Source organism: Algoriphagus antarcticus (genome assembly GCF_002150685.1).
Taxonomy (GTDB): Bacteria; Bacteroidota; Bacteroidia; order Cytophagales; family Cyclobacteriaceae; genus Algoriphagus; species Algoriphagus antarcticus.
This window is the reverse complement of record NZ_MSSW01000073.1, coordinates 17,394-34,453: the sequence shown is the minus strand read 5'-3', so window position 1 is coordinate 34,453 and position 17,060 is coordinate 17,394. Positions and strand designations below refer to the sequence as shown.

General features: G+C 41.4%; 13 protein-coding genes. 8 read left to right on the top strand and 5 right to left on the bottom strand.

From position 1 onward, the window contains the following. Nucleotides 1-69: 69 nt before the first annotated feature. Nucleotides 70-2,130, bottom strand: a complete 2,061-nt coding sequence (gene metG / locus BVH04_RS21165; protein WP_086543457.1) for a methionine--tRNA ligase — start codon at nucleotides 2,128-2,130, stop codon at nucleotides 70-72. A 97-nt stretch (nucleotides 2,131-2,227) separates the two neighbouring features. Next, nucleotides 2,228-2,860, bottom strand: coding sequence for a TetR/AcrR family transcriptional regulator (locus BVH04_RS21160; RefSeq protein ID WP_086543456.1), 633 nt, complete (start codon nucleotides 2,858-2,860; stop codon nucleotides 2,228-2,230). 304 nt (nucleotides 2,861-3,164) lie between these two features. On the opposite strand from BVH04_RS21160, the gene parS reads away from it, so the two are divergent. The 3 genes from parS to ligA all read left to right on the top strand — a co-directional run bounded on the left by parS (nucleotide 3,165) and on the right by ligA (nucleotide 7,134). Next, complete coding sequence (gene parS / locus BVH04_RS21155) at nucleotides 3,165-3,665, top strand: type II RES/Xre toxin-antitoxin system antitoxin (RefSeq protein ID WP_086543455.1); 501 nt, start codon at nucleotides 3,165-3,167, stop codon at nucleotides 3,663-3,665. Then, complete coding sequence (locus BVH04_RS21150; RefSeq protein ID WP_086543454.1) at nucleotides 3,665-4,141, top strand: RES family NAD+ phosphorylase; 477 nt, start codon at nucleotides 3,665-3,667, stop codon at nucleotides 4,139-4,141. The genes parS and BVH04_RS21150 overlap by 1 nt, the downstream gene beginning before the upstream one ends. A 536-nt stretch (nucleotides 4,142-4,677) precedes the next feature. Beyond that, the gene (gene ligA, locus BVH04_RS21145; RefSeq protein WP_086543453.1) at nucleotides 4,678-7,134 is read left to right on the top strand and encodes an NAD-dependent DNA ligase LigA; all 2,457 of its coding nucleotides are present in this window, start codon (nucleotides 4,678-4,680) and stop codon (nucleotides 7,132-7,134) included. A gap of 249 nt (nucleotides 7,135-7,383) precedes the next feature. On the opposite strand, the gene BVH04_RS21140 is transcribed toward ligA, so the two are convergent. Then, complete coding sequence (locus BVH04_RS21140) at nucleotides 7,384-7,746, bottom strand: hypothetical protein (protein WP_205635898.1); 363 nt, start codon at nucleotides 7,744-7,746, stop codon at nucleotides 7,384-7,386. Nucleotides 7,747-7,974: 228 nt separating this feature from the next. Between BVH04_RS21140 and dapA the strand changes: the two genes are divergently transcribed. The 5 genes from dapA to BVH04_RS21115 all read left to right on the top strand — a co-directional run bounded on the left by dapA (nucleotide 7,975) and on the right by BVH04_RS21115 (nucleotide 13,017). Continuing rightward, nucleotides 7,975-8,838 (top strand): 4-hydroxy-tetrahydrodipicolinate synthase, encoded by an 864-nt coding sequence (gene dapA / locus BVH04_RS21135; protein WP_086543452.1) that lies wholly within the window; start codon nucleotides 7,975-7,977, stop codon nucleotides 8,836-8,838. 2 nt (nucleotides 8,839-8,840) lie between these two features. After that, the gene (gene xseA / locus BVH04_RS21130) at nucleotides 8,841-10,151 is read left to right on the top strand and encodes an exodeoxyribonuclease VII large subunit (RefSeq protein WP_086543451.1); all 1,311 of its coding nucleotides are present in this window, start codon (nucleotides 8,841-8,843) and stop codon (nucleotides 10,149-10,151) included. Further along, on the top strand, nucleotides 10,148-10,336 hold the full coding sequence (gene xseB, locus BVH04_RS21125) for an exodeoxyribonuclease VII small subunit (protein ID WP_086543450.1): 189 nt from the start codon (nucleotides 10,148-10,150) through the stop codon (nucleotides 10,334-10,336). The genes xseA and xseB overlap by 4 nt, the downstream gene beginning before the upstream one ends. Nucleotides 10,337-10,472: 136 nt before the next feature. Beyond that, nucleotides 10,473-11,177 carry a hypothetical protein gene (locus BVH04_RS21120; RefSeq protein ID WP_086543449.1) on the top strand — a complete coding sequence of 235 codons (705 nt, stop codon included), beginning with the start codon at nucleotides 10,473-10,475 and terminating at the stop codon, nucleotides 11,175-11,177. A gap of 133 nt (nucleotides 11,178-11,310) precedes the next feature. Further along, entirely contained in the window at nucleotides 11,311-13,017 is a 1,707-nt protein-coding gene (locus tag BVH04_RS21115) for a toll/interleukin-1 receptor domain-containing protein (RefSeq protein ID WP_205635897.1), read from the top strand. Here BVH04_RS21115 and BVH04_RS21110 read toward each other — a convergent pair. Both BVH04_RS21110 and BVH04_RS21105 read right to left on the bottom strand, forming a co-directional pair. Beyond that, nucleotides 13,014-13,514 carry a UpxY family transcription antiterminator gene (locus tag BVH04_RS21110; RefSeq protein ID WP_086543447.1) on the bottom strand — a complete coding sequence of 167 codons (501 nt, stop codon included), beginning with the start codon at nucleotides 13,512-13,514 and terminating at the stop codon, nucleotides 13,014-13,016. The two genes, BVH04_RS21115 and BVH04_RS21110, sit on opposite strands and share 4 nt — an antisense overlap. Before the next feature lie 138 nt (nucleotides 13,515-13,652). Then, entirely contained in the window at nucleotides 13,653-17,057 is a 3,405-nt protein-coding gene (locus tag BVH04_RS21105; RefSeq protein ID WP_086543446.1) for an efflux RND transporter permease subunit, read from the bottom strand. Nucleotides 17,058-17,060 lie beyond the last annotated feature (3 nt).

The following is a 17,060-nucleotide window of genomic DNA, read 5'->3' as shown; positions in this document are numbered from 1 at the left end:
AATTATTTGATTCATGATATGAATTGAAAAAGGGCGAATGATTATTCGCCCTTACAAACAACATGATATTTATGAAATACCCGATCCACTCGCTGTGCTTTCGTGAGGCACCAAAAGCTTCAGCTTGCCGTCTTTGTCTTCAGCCATCAGGATCATTCCTTCTGAGTCGATGCCCATCATTTTTCTAGGCGCCAGATTGATCAACATCGTCACCTGCTTTCCAACCAAAAAATCTGGTTCGAAGTGTTCGGCTACTCCGCTAAGCACCGTTCTATGTCCCAAGCCAATATCCACTTTAAGCTTGAGTAGTTTCTTGGATTTCGGCATTTTCTCTGCTTCCAAAATAGTCACCACACGCATATCCAGCTTCGCAAAATCGTCATATGAAATGATCTCTTTCATTGGTGTAACCGGGGCATTTTCAGCTTCATTCATCTTCTTAGCATCTAATAGTTTTTGTACTTGTTTTTCTACAGTTTCATCTTCGACTTTCTCGAAAAGTAATCCCATCTCTCCTAGTGAGGTTCCCGCTTTCAATAGTTCTCCCTGACCAGCTTCAGACCAATTTATCTTTTCCATTCCAAAAAGACCCACCAGTTTCCCAGCAGTAAATGGCAAAAATGGCTCGGAGACTATCGCAAGATTAGCAGCGATATTCAGCGCGATATTCAGGATTGTTGCTGTTCGGGTTTCATCGGTTTTGATGACTTTCCAAGGCTCAGTATCCGCTAGGTATTTATTGCCCAATCGAGCCAATTCCATCACTATGCTCAGCGCCTCACGGAATCTGTAGCGCTCAATAGAAGAAGCGATTTTCTCAGGAAATTCAGCCACAGCATCCAAAACCTCCTGATCATAACCAGTCAATTCGCCACGCTGAGGGATAAATCCCTTGTAATATTTATGAGTCAAAACCACAGCACGATTCACGAAATTCCCGTAAATGGCAACGAGTTCTGAGTTGTTTCTAGTCTGGAAATCCTTCCAGGTAAAGTCATTATCCTTAGTCTCAGGCGCATTTGCAGTAAGCACGTAGCGCAGCACATCCTGCTTATCTGGGAATTCCTCAAGATATTCATGAAGCCAAACTGCCCAGTTTCTGGAAGTGGAGATCTTGTCTCCTTCCAGGTTCAAAAACTCATTTGCAGGCACATTATCCGGAAGGATGTAATCGCCGTGAGTTTTCAGGATTGCAGGGAAAATGATACAGTGGAATACGATGTTATCTTTGCCGATAAAGTGTACCAGTTTGGTTTCTTTGTCCTTCCAATACGGTTCCCAAGATATGCCTTTTTCTGCCGCCCACTCTTTTGTCGAAGAGATATAGCCAATCGGTGCATCAAACCAAACATATAGAACTTTGCCCTCTGCGTCCTGCAAAGGCACTTTTATTCCCCAGTCCAAATCTCTGGTCATAGATCTAGCTTGCAAGCCTTCGCCAGCCTCTAGCCAAGAACGACACTGCCCAAGCACATTATTTTTCCAATCATTCGCATGCTCTACTAAGATCCACTCTTTCAGGAAATTTTGGTACTTCGCCAAATCCAAAAACCAATGTTTGGTTTCCTTCAAAACTGGAGTTCTTCCGCTCAATTTGGATTTAGGATTGATCAGTTCGTTAGGGCTCAGTGAGCTACCGCATTTCTCACACTGGTCTCCATAGGCATTTGGATTGCCACATTTGGGGCAAGTACCTTCGATGTATCTATCTGCCAAAAACTGGTTGGCTTCCTCATCGTAATATTGCTCCGTAGTCTCTTCTATGAATTCGCCTTTTTCATACAAATCTTTAAAAAATCCCTGGGCAGTCTCATGATGAATTGGTGCTGAAGTGCGGGAATAATGATCAAAACTGATCCCAAATTCCTGAAAACTTCCCTTCATCATCTCATGATACCTATCCACGATTTCCTGTGGAGTCACCCCCTCTTTTCTCGCCTTGATCGTAATCGCCACGCCGTGCTCATCACTGCCACAGATGTACACGACATCCTTTCTCAGGCTTCGCAAATAGCGCACATAAATATCTGAGGGGATGTAGCATCCAGCCAAGTGACCAATATGAAGCGGCCCATTGGCATATGGAAGCGCGGAAGTGACTGTATATCTTTTGAAATTGGTATTGCTCATGATCAATCTAAGATTCGAAATAGTCAACCCAGCTTTGAAAAATAAAATTCATTGCAAGATCAGGGCGCAAAGATAGGCAAATCGGGCAAAGGCTGCCTTAGGCATTTGCAAATTCATTGCGTGCCTCTTCCGTCAAAATACCATTGTAAATAATAGTGATTGCCTGGTCGTAGATATCAGCAGGGGGAATCTTCATGCCTTTTTGGATTAGCTCCGGAAACTGGTTGATGAATTTTGGATCCATAAGTGATTGTACCGCAGCTGCATAAAGCATGACAACCAGATTGATATTCATAGATGGATTTACCAAACCCTCACTTTTTCCCTGGTCCAACAATTTCTTGACTCGGATGTAGGCAGATTCATTGATATACTGTTCCAGATCCTCCCAGATTTCGGGAGCATATTCCCGCAGGTCTTCGAAAAGCTCAGGATTAATTGGGCCTAGCAGAGAGGCCATCACCGTCAAAGTTGACTTCAGTTTCAGTGGAAAAGAAATATATCGATTTTCCACAATTGCCTCCATTTTGGCTGTAAGCTTGGTTCTGGTTACCTGAAAGGAAGCAGCAAGCAATTCCAGTTTGCCAGGGTAATACTTATAAAGCGTCTTTTTGCTCATTCCCAGCATTTGGGCAATATCATCCATGGTCGTATGACGATAGCCATTTGCTAGAAAAAGTTTGTAAGCTGCATCCAGAATCTTGCTTTCAATTGTGGCTTTACTAGGCATAGGTATTTGGGGAAAGAGAAAAACAAAGATTTAAAATAATGGGAGGATATGCCAGAGCTTCCAAAAAGTATTAAGAAAATCTCTCGCAGTGACGCAACGTGTATAACCTTTGAGGTTTTTTTCGAACCTCGAAGGTTTTGTGTCGGAAGTGATTTCGCTAAGTAAAGGATCAAAAAAAATGGAGAAACTTGTCTGTGCAGACGTCAAATAAGGAGCGGTGAAGAAAAACCTTAAGGGATTTTTTTTATTGAAGCTGAACCAAAACAACAAAATTGCTTTATATTAACAACAAATAAGTTGCTTTATGAAGAAAACAGTACAAAAAACTAAACCGTTCGACACTAAGAGAAGCATCCAAAATGCTTATGGAAAATCCTCAAGTAGTATCAAATCTTCAATCAATTCTGATGCGCTCGAATATCATAGAGGCAATAAACTTGAGCGAGTTGATGTCATCAGAGCAGGGATTCCCTACGAAACTATTGACGCACTGAGCAAAAGGTTGAATAATCCTATAAAATCTGTATTAGCAATTATAGGGATACCTCAAACTACTTATAACAAGAAGAAAAGCGAGCATTTACTATTAAGTAGTAGAGATAGCGAACTACTGATCTTGATAAATGAGCTGATTGATTACGGTTTAGAAGTTTTTAATAATGAGGAAGCGAAATTTCACCGATGGTTTAAGAAGTCAAACGTATCTATTGGTGGAAATTCACCTGAAAGTATGCTTGATACTGTCACAGGAATCAACGAAGTCAGATTCTGCCTTACTCGGTTAGAATACGGAAACTTAGCTTAATGGTAGTTTTCAGGATTGAAAGAGAAAAGTATTTGAAAACTACTTTAACTGGTACAGGAGCTTCATTGTCTGAAGGCTATCGTTGGAATAGTTTTAACACGCGTATAGTATATACAGCAGAGACGCGTGCTTTGGCTACACTTGAAGTTTCAGTTCATTTAGATTTGAGCGAGGATCTACCTGATGATCGGTACTATGTGGAGATTGAGATTTCGGATGAACTTACTATCCAGGAGGTAAAGCTGGAAGATCTACCAGAGAACTGGGACTCACATCCTCCATCAGCTACAACTCAAGTAATTGGGGATGACTTTGTAACTTTTAATGAAGCAGCAATTCTCAAAGTACCTAGCAGCATCGTTCCCCAAGAATTTAATTATTTGATAAATCCCAATCATCCAGATTCATCTGGGATAATAGTTATTGGCACTGCAAAAATGGTTTTTGATCAAAGATTAAAGGAGGCGAAGAAATAAACCATTAATCGATTGTAATAGCTAATACAAGAAGTATAGGCAGAAAAAGCTGGGACAAAAAAACTTTCTTTCCATCGCTGTGAATAAACTGTTCCTTTACTATCCAAATTCTCCACTTAGCGTTGAACAAGCGTTGAGCTGTGTGTAAATTCCGTATAGTACAGTATTTGGAAGTAATTACACTCCTCTATCCAAATCAATTTGTAATGGATCTCCAACTAGAAACCTCCACTTTTCCTCGAGTTCCAGCCTTCAGGCATGACAAAATCTACTTAATCACCGTTTTCCATGTGTTGTACCCATGGCTAATCATGGTTTGACTGCGACGCAGTCCAGACTTTTTGTACAACCCGATTTATCGTTATGATCCTGAAAGGATTGAACAATTTTCATAATTATGGTCTGTGCGACACAGACCATGGTCGGTGACGTAAACCACAAACTCTGCAAATCCCTTCACGCCTTTCTTCGCTACCTCTGCGACTTTGCGGTAAGTATCTCCTATTTTTACGAGCCCGAATTTTTCTAAACAGCCCATGAATCCACAGCAAGCCGAAAAGCGAATTGCCCAGCTTAGCCAAGAAATCAACCATCACAATAATCGATATTATCAGGAAAGCAGCCCTGAGATCTCTGATTTTGCCTTTGACCAATTGCTTGAAGAATTGATCCAGTTGGAAACTAGCTTCCCTGATTTGCTTGATCCTGACAGCCCTAGCCAACGTATAGGCGGGACGATCACCAAGGATTTTCAGACGGTGGAGCACAGCACTAAAATGCTTTCGCTGGGAAACACGTATTCGGTGGAAGAGCTTGTCGCCTTTGATGAGCGCGTAGTAAAGGGGCTGGGTCACTCGGATTTTGAATATTTCTGCGAAATGAAATTCGATGGAGTAGCCATTAGTTTGGTCTATGAAAATGGCCGATTGTTGAGAGCTGTCACCCGTGGTGATGGATATAAAGGAGATGATGTCACAGCGAATGTGCGGACAATTCGCAATATCCCTTTGGAAGTAAAAGCCGAAAACATTCCGGCAAAGTTTGAAGTACGTGGAGAGATCTTTTTGCCTTTGAAGGAATTCCAGAAAATCAATGCAGCACGAGACGAAGCTGGTGATGCGCTTTTGGCAAATCCCCGAAATGCAGCTTCGGGAACACTGAAGATGCAGGATTCCTCGGTGGTAGCCAAGCGTAGATTGAACTGCTATTTCTACCAGTTGCTAGGCGATGAACTCAGTGTAAACACACATTCGGAGGCGATATGCTTGCTTGAAAAATGGGGATTCAACGTCTCCCAAACCTATAGAAAAGTTGAAGACATTCAAGCGGTCATCCAATACATAGAGGACTGGAAAGACAAACGTCATTCACTTCCCGTAGAAACCGATGGAGTCGTCCTAAAAGTCAATAATTACGATCAGCGAGAGGAATTGGGTTTTACCGCCAAAAATCCACGCTGGGCGATTGCATACAAGTACAAAGCTGAAAGCGCGGAGTCAGAACTACTGTCGATCACCTATCAAGTAGGTCGAACTGGAGCAATCACTCCTGTAGCGAACCTTTCCCCTGTGAGTTTGGCTGGTACGACTGTAAAGCGGGCTTCCCTCCACAATGCCAATGAGATTGAGCGCTTGGATCTGCATGATGGCGACTTTGTATTTGTGGAAAAAGGCGGGGAAATAATCCCGAAAATCACGGCAGTAAATCCAGATGGAAGAAATCCTGAGGCTAAGTCAATTTCTTATATCACGCGCTGCCCGGAATGCGGAACCGAACTGCAGCGGAAAGAAAGCGAAGCCAAGCACTACTGTCCAAATGCAGAATCCTGTCCGCCTCAGGTGCTGGGAAGAATCGAGCATTTTGTATCTAAGCGAGCTATGAATATCGACTCCATGGGAACGGAGCGAATCAGAGCGCTGATCGATCAGGGATTCATTATTGATCCTGCGGATATCTATGAGTTGGAAGGCAGAAAAGAGGAACTTTTGGGTCTGGAAATGTCCCAAGATCAGTACGAAACCGAGGGTGATGGATTGCTTTACATCACCTTGGAGAAGGCCCTTTTTGCAATTACTGAACAAATTTCATTTAAGCAGATTCATGATTTTCTAATTGACAACACCGAGCTTCCTTTGGCAGAAACACTGAAAGCTTTTCAGGAGCAAATCAGAAAATGGAAGAAAAAAGTCCCTTCCAATACGGGGATGATCGATTATCTGATTACAAACCTTAAGGATCACAACCTCCCAAAACTGGAAGATTACGTGCCGGTGGCTGTGGTGTTGGATCTCTTCCTCAGTAGAAAAGTTGATTTTCATAAAGTACTGGAAGTCAGTAAAAAAGAGGGTGCCGTTCATGGCATTCTTCTAAAACTCAATCTTGATCTCAATCAGGAATTAACTGACCGAATCAAAAAACTCAAAGCCAATACGTTCCAGGATGGAGTCATCAAAAACATGATGGAGGGAATCTCGGCATCGAAAAATCAACCTTTCGAGAAAGTGCTTTTCGCTTTAGGAATTAGAAATATTGGTGAAAACACGGCTCAGCTTTTAGCTAGACACTTTGGAACAATAGAAAAACTCGAAGCTGCCAGTTCCGAACAATTGCTGGATATCAATGGCGTAGGCGATACGCTTGTGCTTAGCCTTCATGACTTTTTTGCGCAGTCAAAAAACCAAGAGATCATCGTCAGGCTAAAAGGATTCGGGCTGAAATTTGAAATCGACAAAGACGCTTCGATCAAACTTGGAAACTCACTTGAAGGCAAGCGAATTTTGGCCAGTGGGAAATTAGTCCATTTCAAGCGGGATGAAATCAAAGATACCGTCATAGCTCATGGAGGACAGTACATTTCCGCCGTTTCCAAAAATCTTGATTTCATCATCGAAGGCGAAGATATGGGGCCAAGCAAAAAAGAAAAGGCCCAAAAGCTGGGCGTTTCGATGATTTCAGAGGAGGACTTTTTGAAAATGATTGGTAGGGGCGAATAATTATTCGCTTTAGAGGTTTTATACCATTTGTTGGGGTGAATAATTATTCGCCCTTACATAGTTTCATTTTATCAACATGTTTTAAAAAAAGTGTCAATCTCCCATGAATCAGGATTGTTCCTAATATAATTTGTAATGTTGAAATAAGCCTCTTCATTACGAATGATATGATCATGATAGCTTCTTTGCCATACCTTATAAATATCTGTATTTGAACGATGCCATTTGGTCACCCCTATTTTATACCCTCTAAGGATAGCCCCCTATTTTTCTTGACGGTGAACGAAATATTGATTTACCCCTGCGTAGGGGCGAATGGTCATTCGCCCCTACAGCGATTTCAATAATCCCATGAATAGGATTTGGCATCACCACAAATTCATGAAGAACCACATTGGGATAATGCGACGGAATCTTAAACCAACAATCCTTAGCTATTATTCCAAATTTACTGAGAGACATAACTTGTTCCGTGCCATTTTTTAAAATCTCTCCAAAAAAGCATTGCCGCTTTTTACACCAAATTGTTATGAAATATAGACCTGCTTTAGAATAATCATATCCTTTCAATCTGATAGAGCGGCGATGGTGAAAATCAGGATTGTATTTCATGATTGATAAAAATATGGTGATTAATCATCCTAAAAAATCTAGGATGAATATACCAAAAATCATTATTGGAGGCATGTAGTGGCGAATAATTATTCGCGGTTGACACAGATATTGAAATCATCATTCCAGGCGAAAGATTTTTCGCCCCTACAGGAATACCATTTTTTCCGAAAACAGAATGCCAATTCCTCTCATCCCATTATCTTTAGCCTCCCAAACCTTACAATCATGAACCAACTCCAAGGAACCGGCGTAGCCCTTGTCACCCCATTTCACGACGATTACTCCATAGATTTCGATGGTCTAAAAAGACTTGTCGATTATGTGATCGAAGGTGGAGTGGATTATTTGGTGGTTTTAGGCACTACTGGGGAGACAGTTACTCTTTCATCTTCTGAGAAAAAACAGGTGCTAGATGCCTGTCTGGATTATAATGCTGGCCGGGTGCCAGTGGTATATGGTATGGGCGGAAACAATACCATGTCGGTACTGAGTGAGATTGCAAATACAGATTTCACAGGCATCATCGCCATCCTTTCTGTAAGTCCATATTACAACAAACCAACCCAAGCGGGGATTATCGCTCACTACAAAGCGATTGCAGATGTGTGTCCAGTTCCGGTGATTTTGTATAATATTCCAGGCAGAACAATGTCTAATATCACTGCCGAAACTACCCTGAGTCTTGCTGAGCATTCCAATATTATAGGTATGAAAGAGGCCAGTGGGAATTTGGAGCAGTGCATGCAAATTGCGTCTAAAATGCCAACCAATTTCTTGTTGGTTTCGGGTGATGACCTAATGACCAAAGCTTTGTATAGCATCGGTGGATCAGGAATTATTTCTGTAATGGCAAATGCGCTTCCTGCAACTTTTAAAGCTTTATGCCATGGCACCGAAGAAGAAAGTCTGAAAGCAGCATTCTCGCTTTTGCCTCTGAATAACCTAATGTATGCCGAAAGTAATCCTGTGGGTATTAAAAATCTGCTTTGCCACATGGGTATCTGCGACGATCAGGTTAGACTTCCTATGCTAAGAGCGAGTCTGGAATTGAACCAAAAGATCAAGGCGGAATTCCAAAAACTGACGTAAGCATGCAAAATGCAAGATCGATTTCCGAACTCAATCGGCTGATCCAACAAGCACTAGAGAACGAACTTGATCCGGTGATTTGGGTGATTGGTGAAATCGCGGATTTTCGTCAGGCACCTCAAGGACATGCTTATTTTGAACTGGTTGAAAAACAAGGAAACACAGTTCAGGCAAAAATCAAGGCAAACCTATGGTCTTTTGCATATCGCTCGGTCGCTGCTAGATTTGAATCCGTAACTGGATCCAGTATAAAAAACGGTATGAAAGTGCTAGCTCAAGTAGCTGTAAATTTCCATCCAGTATATGGTCTAAGCATCAACGTGAAGGATATCGATCCTTCTTTTTCTCTCGGAGAAAGAGCAAGGGTCCGTCAAGAAACTATCGATAGACTTACGAAGGAGGGTTTATTAAGACTTAACGCCAGACATCTAATTCCTCCAGTTATCCAGAAAATCGCTATCATCAGTAGTCCTACGGCGGCGGGCTATGGAGATTTCATCAATCAACTAGAAAATAATTCTTACGGATATCAGGTTTATCACAAGCTTTTCCCTTCGATGATGCAAGGAAATGAGGCTGTGGCTTCTTTGACCAGAAGTCTTCAGCAGATCGAAGCTGTGAAAGATGCATTAGGAATTGAAGCAGTGGTGATGATACGTGGAGGTGGCGCCCAATTGGATTTGGACTGCTTTGATGATTATATACTTGCAACCAAAATCGCAAATTTCTCTTTGCCTGTCTTCACTGGAATAGGCCATGAACGCGATGAGAGCATAGCGGATTTGGTAGCACATACTCGCCTGAAGACTCCAACTGCAGTGGCAGAGTTTCTACTTTCTGGCTTTCGAGAATTTGAAGAAAATCTAGGCTTGGCAATGCTAAGACTTGATCGGGCAACGCGTCAAAAACTCAGCGACGAGCAAACCAAAATACATCAAATAGCACATCAAGTAAAAGCATTTTCAGAAAGCCGACTAAAGCTGGAAGCTGAGAAATTGAATTCCACGATGAGTCGAATTCGGATTTCCGGCAAAAACATCCTGCAGATTCAGGAAAACACCTTGGCTACTTTTGAGAAAAATATGATTCGGGGATTGGAGGGCTTTTTGCAAAATCAAAAACAAAACCTGAACTCCAAGGAATTATTGCTACGTCAACTGAATCCTGAAGTAATTTTAGCCAGAGGCTATACACGAACAGAAATCAACGGTAAGCCAATCAATAGCACGAAAATCCTACTTGGAGATGAATTGCAGACGCATACTTCCAAGCAAAAAATCAGAAGCACTATTATACAAATTGAGGAAAAATGAGCGAACTAAAGTACAACGAAGCCATGAGTCGTCTAGAGACTATCCTGGCAGAACTCGAAGAAGGAAAGAAAAGTGTAGATGAGCTTTCTGAGCTAGTCAAAGAGGCAGCCGAGCTGGTAAAATCCTGTAGAAGCAAATTAAAAACCACTGAAGAAGACATTAAAAAAGCTTTTGAAGGCGCTTAATTTTTTACCTTTACCATACTAAATTTTACATTCCTCTGTTTTAAATAATATTTCATACAGAGTGTTGGCATATTTGTTGCCAAATTTGCAAACAAGTTCTATCCTAAGGCAAAATTCCCTTTATAGAATCATCGTTATGTTAAAAATATTCCAAGTCTCCACATTAGTTTTTTTTCTTTTTGCAAGCATGCATGTCTCTGCTCAAAATTTCTATAAAGAGAAAAATTCCAGAGACAATATCGTGAGTATCGGGATGGGTCCATCCTTCGCATATCTTGATAATGGCGGACAGTTTAGATCAATTAATTTTGAAATTAAGCCATCTATTTCTGCCTCATTGACCAAGAGGCTCAATGACAGATTTGAGCTGAGAGCTACTGGTGGGGTACAGTGGATTTCCAGTGGTGGAAACCCAAGTGCTTATGTTCAAAACATATGGACCGCAAACAACTCCTCATTTACGACCAATGGATCAGTTTATTATTTTGATGTAATGCCTACCATGTATGTAATTCCCTTTGGAAATCACATGAACAGAAGCATCATTAATTTCTACGGTGGATTTGGCTTAGGTGTGATGCGTGCCAATACGAAACAAACTAAATCCTTCAGCAAAGATGAGGTCCCTAAGCGCCAGAGAATCACCACTGGATATGTGCCAATCAGAGCTGGTATAAGCTACACCCTAGGACCATTTTCTGATATTGCACTGGAAGGCACAATGCTAGCTACTTTTACTGATAATCTTGACGGAAATGTAGGCTTCAATAGGTTTGGCGATCACCTCGTACAGGGTCAACTCGTATATAGAAGATACTTTTTTAGCAAATCTGAATATTAAGAATAAGCACGTAAATTCTATTAAACATACCTGCCATACACCTGCATTTATAGTATTTAAAATCCTTTTGATGTTTTCCTAAAATAGGATTAACTTCAAAATAACGGTTTTATATACTATTTTTTTTATGCCAATGGATCTGCAAGTTGTATTTATATCCTATGCCTGGGGTGGAGAAAGCGAATCAGTAGCCAACGAAATTGATCAAGCTGTCACGTCTGCTGGGATTAATTTGGTTCGAGACAAGAGGGATCTTGGATTTAAAGGGCTGATCAAAGAGTTTATGGAGCAGATCGGCCAAGGTCATGCAATTATCCTTGTGATCAGTGATAAATACCTAAAATCCGCCAATTGCATGTTCGAGCTTCTTGAAGTTCAAAAAAGTGGAGCTTTCTATGAACGCGTTTTCCCATTAGTTTTGCCTGACGCAGCAATCTACAAGTCTACAGGCATCATATCTTACCTCAAATACTGGGAAGATCAAATTGAAGAGTTAAACTTAGCGATCAAAGGGCTAGATAGCTTTGCCGATACCCAAGGAATCAGAGACGACATTGATCTTTTTACAGACATTAGAGGAGCTATCGCAAACCTTGCGGCGACTTTTCGGAATATGAATACCTTGACGGTCGAAGAAATGCGTACTAAATCTTTTGCTCCCCTATTGGAATTATTAGGTAAAAAAGTAGGTACGAAACCAAAATCAAAATACGGCAAAGTCCTATATCATATTCCTGAAATGATGCAGATTCAAGAATGGACACGATGCATTGTGCGCTTGGCTTGGGATGAACTTTTGCTCATTGAAAACCTTAAAATTCCTGAAGAAGAACAAGTAATCGACGATATCCGCCTTGGCGAAGTCATGCAGGTATCGCTCGAAGAAGGAAGAGACGGGGACACATTTGAGATCAAAGGTCTAAGTTCTACAGAGCAGGTGATCTTAGTCGATGACTATACCGAATGGCTTTTCGATGTCAAAGCGCTACGGGAAGGCACATTTACGCTTGTTCTGCGCGTCACATTACTACAGATTATTGAAGGATTTGGAGAGCGTAAGAAAGACATTGTGCTAGAGCGCAATGTAACCACCAAAGCTTTCGCGCCAGAGGCTTTACCTGTATTTGAAGCTTCGGAAGTCAACTTCATTCCGAATAATCCAGTAGTTTCGTTTTTGCCGTCAATGCAGAATGCTTCGATGGCTTCGCCGCCAATTCCGCTTCCATATCCCTCAACCGCGGCAACTCTAAAATCAAATTTCACCTTTAGAAAGTTAATGCCCTACGCAGCATCTTTGTTGCTACTTTGTGTTGCGGGCACAGTGATGTGGCCAGAAATAAAAAATACATTTGAGGAAGATGTTACTACTTCTACAGTGATAAATGACTCAGATGGCATTCAGCAAACTCCCACATCAACCTCATCAGAGCCTATTCAGGAACCGCAATCCTCAACAATTCCTCCCGTTTTTTCACCTTCTCAAACGGCGCAATCAGTTGATAAATCAATGTATGAATTTCCAATTTCAGATAATGTAGAAATACAGTTACCCGTCAGTAGGTTAGTTTTAATTGGAATAAAAATGGGCCTACCTACGGATGGTATTGCTCTTGAAGAAAACGACTTCCTGTTTTTGGTGGACTATTTTGCTTCAGACACGATAGAGCTTAAGGAGTCAGTAATTACGCTTTACAGTCTTGAAGACACTGTTAAATTGTCTGACTTCCGGACTAAAGAAGTTAATGTCAAGCAAATTCAGGATTCTGTAAAAGTTGGGGTAATTCAAAGAAACTGGAAAATGAAACCATCTACTCTGAGACCTAATCGAATTAACAACTAAGCTAGTACCTCCAAAAACTTGCGGGGAACAGAAATCAACAAATTCTGATAAATTCCGGGGATTCGAATTAAGAAATAATCCTTGTTCCCTTTCTCTATTACTTCTCCTGTCATATTCTGAAGTGGCCCGCCGATCACGAGTACTTTTTCTCCAGGGTCAATAGTAGACCCATCAGATTCAACCCCAACTCCAGTTTCGATTACCCGCTTGATGATATCCAATTCTTCTTCTCGAATAGTGGCATGTTGTCCGGAAAAATGCACAAACTTAACTGCTCCAGGAACTTGAAGACATTCCCATAATTTATTGCGACTAGTCTTTACAAAAACATATCCATTAAACATGGCACGCCGAACTTTCTTCTTTCGATCTGACCACTGCCTAAGTTCCTCTATCATCGGTAAGTAAACTTCGACACCATTTTCTTTCAACCGGTCAGCCACCTTCTTCTCAGATCGTGAGGCGGTGTACATCACAAACCACTTAAATTCTTCCATTTCTTCATCCCACTATTTTGGAAGGTGAATTTACAACTTCCATCTTTGAAAGGGAAAAAACACCCCACTAAAACGCAAAAAACCTCCGGGACATAGTCTCGGAGGATTTAACAAAAAAAACCACCAACCTTAATCCGATCAAGATTTGAGTTTGCTGATTCTCATGTTGAGTTTATCTGCCAACAAATACATGACTGGTACGATGACTAACGTAAGGAAGGTCGCAAAGGTTAACCCAAATATAACAGTCCAAGCCATTGGTCCCCAGAAAGCAGCATTATCTCCGCCTACATAAAATTGAGGATCAAATTCACTAAGTAATGTCCCGAAATTGATGTTCATTCCTATCGCCAGAGGAATCAAGCCGAGTACTGTAGTGATCGCTGTCAGCAACACCGGGCGAAGCCTTGTTTTGCCTGACTCTATGATACTTGCTATCATGAGCGGGAAAGGCAAATGGTCTTTTGGCCCCATACCTAGCTCATATCTTTTTCTCTCTCGAACCAGATCAGTATAATCAATCAATACAATCGCATTGTTTACCACCACGCCTGCAAGGGATATAATTCCGATTCCCGTCATGATCACGACGAAATCCATATTGAATATCACCAGGCCCAAGAATACACCTATCGTACTTAAGACTACGGAAGCCATGATTATAAATGGCGTTGTAACTGAGTTAAACTGCGCTACAATAATCAAGAATATCAAGGAAACTGCGATACCCAATGCTCCCAGAAGAAAATCCATAGACTTCTGCTGCTCTTCTTGCTCTCCGGTGTATTTCACAGAGATCCCATCTGGCACTTCGTAGTTTTGTAGTGCTGCCTGAATCTGAGCATTTACTGCCGTAGCATTGTAGCCATCCAAGACATTGGAATAAATAGTGATCGCTTTTTCAAGATCTTTTCTCTTCACAGACCCATAAGTTGATCCGTACTTTACATCGGCAACTGATGAGATAGGCACTTCCCGCTTATCTCCGAATTTATCCCTAAAGCCAATTTTCTTATTGACCAAGGTATTGATATCATATCTGAAACCTTCCTTCAATCTCAATTGAATAGGGTAATCGTCCTCGCCCTCTTTATATTTGGAAACTTCCAGTCCAAAAAGAGCTGTACGTAGATCAGTAGCGATTTCTGAGGTAGACAGCCCAAATCTTCTTGCTTTTTCTCTGTCTATATTCAAGACCACTTCAGGATTTCCCAATGATAAATCCGATTTCAGTTCCTCAACACCTGGTACATTTTGATCATTTAGGTATTCTCGGGTTTGATTGACAAAAGAAATCAACTGATCATAATCTTCACCAGCAAACTCCAAATTGATCGCCTTACCGACTGGAGGTCCACTCGTTTGCTTATCTACAGTCACCAGAACACCCGGATATTTCTCAGCCAAATCGCGAATTTTCTCCATCGCACCGTTGGTATTGACTCCCTGTCTGTCTATGTAGTCCACAAAGCCGATGGTAATTTTGGCTTTATGGGGTGTAGGTTGGTTACTAGGCCCTTCGATAGGATCTCCTGTCCCCTCACCCACTTGAGATATGACCGACTCCAGAATCCCTTTGTAATCATCCAGCGCTATCATCAGCTCTTCTTCCATTCCATCTACAAATTCATTTGTCGCTTCGATATCCGTTCCTATAGGGAATTCAACAAATACATTGATCAGTTGTGGTTGGTTATCCGGAAAGAAAAGTACCTCCGGTGCTCTTACTACCAGAAGCAAAAGAGAAAGCACAAGCAATAACACAGTACCTCCAAGGAAGCCATATGGCTTTTTCCCATTCAATGCGTAATTCAAAGTTGTCTCGTATATATTCTCCAGCTTGACCAAAAGCACGGTCTGAAACCAGCGAATTGCCCTTCTGAGTACAAAAACGTTGAAGACCGTAAACACACTTGCAATCATCATCAAAGAACCAAAAGCTGCCCATCCTATCAGATAAAACAGGGCAGAAAGTATCAATAATACACCTGCTACAATAATTGATTTTTGCTTAGGTTTATCTTTACTCACATCTTCCACTTTCATGTAAAGTGCAGTCAATACAGGATTGATTACCAGTGCCACAAAAAGGGAGGAAGAAAGAACGATAATCAAGGTGATCGGGAGGAATTTCATAAACTCCCCTACTGTACCCTGCCAAAAAGCCAGTGGCAGGAACGCTGCCAAAGTAGTAGCAGTAGAAGTAATGATAGGCCAGGCGACTTCCCCAACTCCTTCTTTTGCTGCCTGCACGGCGTCTTTTCCCTCGGACATCAAGCGATAGATATTTTCCACCACCACAATACCATTATCCACTAGCATACCCAGAGCAAGGATCAGGGAGAAAAGTACCATTAGGTTAAGCGTGATCCCGAAGGCGTTCAAAATCAAGAATGATATGAACATCGAAAGTGGAATTGCTATCCCTACAAAAAGAGCATTCCTGAATCCTAAGAAGAACATCAATACCAATACGACCAGGATTACCCCAAAGATGATGGAGTTTTCCAGATCACTCACCTGAAGTCTAGTTGCTTTGGACTGATCATTGGTGATACTAATTTCTAAATCTGGAGGAAATCTGTTCGCCTTGGTTGTTTCTATTATCTCCTTGATTTTATCAGCAGCATATAGCAAATTCTCTCCGCTACGCTTCACTACATTGATCGTGACAACAGGTAGATTTTTACTTCTGGCATAACTGGTCCTCTCCTTATAAGTATCCTTTACTTCGGCTACATCTCTGAGATAAACGATTTTCTGATTATCAGTTTTGACTATGATATTCAGAATCTGCATAGGATCGGTAAACTCACCGTCCACTCGAAGTGTACGCTGGAAATCTCCGGAGCGAATATTTCCACCTGAAATAGTCACATTTTCAGACTGTACAGCAGAAGAAATATCACCGAAACTCACCCCTACCGATTCCATTTTATAGGGATCAGCATTGATTTGAATCTCACGCTCTACCGTTCCTGCCAGGTCTGCTTTGGATATTTCTGCAAGTTTCTCGATTTCATCCTCCAGGTATTCGCCAAATTTCTTCAGCTCCGCTTCAGAATAATCTCCAGAGATATTCACATTCATGATCGGGAAATCGGATGTATTGATTTCCAATACGTTAGGATCCTGATCCAAATCAGTAGGCAATTCACTTTTGGACTTGTCCACCGCATCCTTCACATCCTGAATGGCCTTGGATATCTCCACACCCGCATTAAATTCTACTACTATAGAAGAAAAATCCTGAACAGATGTAGAGGTGATGTCTTTGACGTCGTTCAAAGACTTAAGCTCTTTCTCTATAGGTCTGGTGATCAGATTCTCCATATCCACAGGTGAGTTGCCAGGATAAGGCGTCCCGATGTACACTGTAGGTATCACAATCTCAGGAAAACTCTCCTTAGGCATATTGCGATAAGCACTTAAGCCTAGGAAGGTAATTATCAGCGTAAGGATCACGACAGAGGTGGAATTATCCACAGACATACTGGATAATCCGAACTCACGCGTTTTTATTGGTTTTTGGTTTTCCGCCATCTT